This window comes from Clostridia bacterium, from assembly GCA_014360065.1.
In the GTDB taxonomy this organism is placed as follows: Bacteria; Bacillota; DSM-521; order Neomoorellales; family JACIYF01; genus JACIYF01.
Map to the genome: position 1 here is coordinate 26124 of JACIYF010000028.1, position 1615 is coordinate 27738.

General features: G+C 48.4%; 5 protein-coding genes. All 5 read left to right on the forward strand.

The window, feature by feature from the left end; translation table 11 throughout:
* A partial coding sequence (locus H5U02_06295) for a DUF86 domain-containing protein (GenBank protein MBC7342043.1) occupies window positions 1-130 on the forward strand: 130 nt, incomplete at its 5' end.
* Between the two features lie 72 nt (window positions 131-202).
* Entirely contained in the window at window positions 203-385 is a 183-nt protein-coding gene (locus H5U02_06300) for a MerR family DNA-binding transcriptional regulator (GenBank protein ID MBC7342044.1), read from the forward strand.
* A gap of 52 nt (window positions 386-437) precedes the next feature.
* Complete coding sequence (locus tag H5U02_06305) at window positions 438-875, forward strand: nucleotidyltransferase domain-containing protein (protein ID MBC7342045.1); 438 nt, start codon at window positions 438-440, stop codon at window positions 873-875.
* The gene (locus H5U02_06310) at window positions 868-1299 is read left to right on the forward strand and encodes a DUF86 domain-containing protein (GenBank protein ID MBC7342046.1); all 432 of its coding nucleotides are present in this window, start codon (window positions 868-870) and stop codon (window positions 1297-1299) included. The genes H5U02_06305 and H5U02_06310 overlap by 8 nt, the downstream gene beginning before the upstream one ends.
* A 71-nt stretch (window positions 1300-1370) precedes the next feature.
* A partial coding sequence (locus tag H5U02_06315) for a MerR family transcriptional regulator (GenBank protein ID MBC7342047.1) occupies window positions 1371-1615 on the forward strand: 245 nt, incomplete at its 3' end.

Genomic DNA, 1615 nt, shown 5'->3' on the forward strand with positions numbered 1-1615 from the left:
CCGATTGGTACACGGTTATGCCAACGTTACTGCCGAGGAAATATACGAGATTCTAAAGCGTAACTTAGGTGACTTTGAGACTTTTGCCCGTTATGTGGTTCAGTTCATTGACAGGGAAGATAAGTCTTAAAAAGCTCAGATGTTTTAGGCTTGACTGTTCCCTTGGGGAACACCTTACCCTGAGGAACAGGAGGTGCAGCTTATGAACATTTGGGAAGTGGCTAAGGCGACCGGCTTGACCAAGAAGGCCATCCGCTACTATGAAAAGATGGGTTTGCTTTCGCCGGCCATAAATCAGGACAACAACTATCGGGATTATTCCTGCTTGACGCCAGGGGCCGGCAGGTGTTTCAATTGCCCGGCAGGCTGTTTTCCGTTATACTAAATCATGGTAGTCCTAAGGATCTGGGACCAAGCTTGTGGTGGGGAATGAAAAAGTGAAATTGCCTAAGGATTTAGATCTTAAGCTGAAGAAAATAAGACCGGTTTTTGAACGCCATGGGATCCTGGCTGCTTACTTGTTTGGCTCTAGGGCTGATGGTTCGGCTCATCCAAACAGCGACTATGATTTTGGCATTCTGGTCATGCCTTTTGATCGGGAAAAGCATAATCTAGCCTATGCGACTAGGCTAGGGCTTGAGATGGAAGATGCTGCTGATCTGAATAGAGCTGATGTCGTCCTCCTCAATACTGCCTCCATCATGATGCGCTTTGAGATCATGAAACGCGGCCGGCTAATTTACTGCCGGGATGACGAACTCCGGACCGATTTTGAAGACGTGGTTATTCGAGACTACCTCGATTTTAAACCTTTCTTGGACCAATACTATCGGGAAGTAAGAGAGGCTATCCGCGAAGGTGATTTCTTTGCTTAACCTCAATTTGATTAATGAGCGCTTGGACCAGATACGGGCTTCAGTAAACCGTCTGCAGCGGCTAGTCTCCCTAAGCAAGGAGGATTTTCTAGCTGACCCCGATAACTTTGCTATAGCGGAACACCACCTGCGCCGGTCCTTAGAAGCGCTTTTAGATATCGGTCGGCACATCTTAGCCAAGAAAGGCCTAGGTCGACCCGAAGATTACCGAGGCATCATTAACTCGCTCGGGAAGAATGGTATTCTCCCCCCGGATTTTACTGCCCGCATCCAAGGAATGGCCGGGTACCGAAACCGATTGGTACACGGTTATGCTAACGTTACTGCCGAGGAAATATACGAGATTCTAAAGCGTAACTTAGGTGACTTTGAGACTTTTGCCCGTTATGTGATTCAGTTCATTGACAGGGAAGATAAGTCTTAAAAAGCTCAGATGTTTAAGGCTTGACTGTTCCCTTGGGGAACACCTTACCCTAGGAACAGGAGGTGCAGCTTATGAACATCTGGGAAGCGGCTAAGGCGACCGGCTTGACCAAGAAGGCCATCCGCTACTATGAAAAGATGGGTTTGCTTTCGCCGACTATCAACCAGGATAACAACTACCGGGATTATTCCTGGGAAGATATCGATCGGCTCAAGCAGATTTCGGTGTTGCGGCGGCTGGGGGTGCCGGTTGCTGAGATCAAGGAAGCTTTACGGGGCACTGGGCAGCTAGCTCAGGTGTTGAAACAGCATTTGAC

Coding starts and splice junctions, on each gene's coding strand:
- H5U02_06300 (MBC7342044.1), top strand. CDS start 203: ATGAACATTTGGGAAGTGGCTAAGGCGACCGGCTTGACCAAGAAGGCC.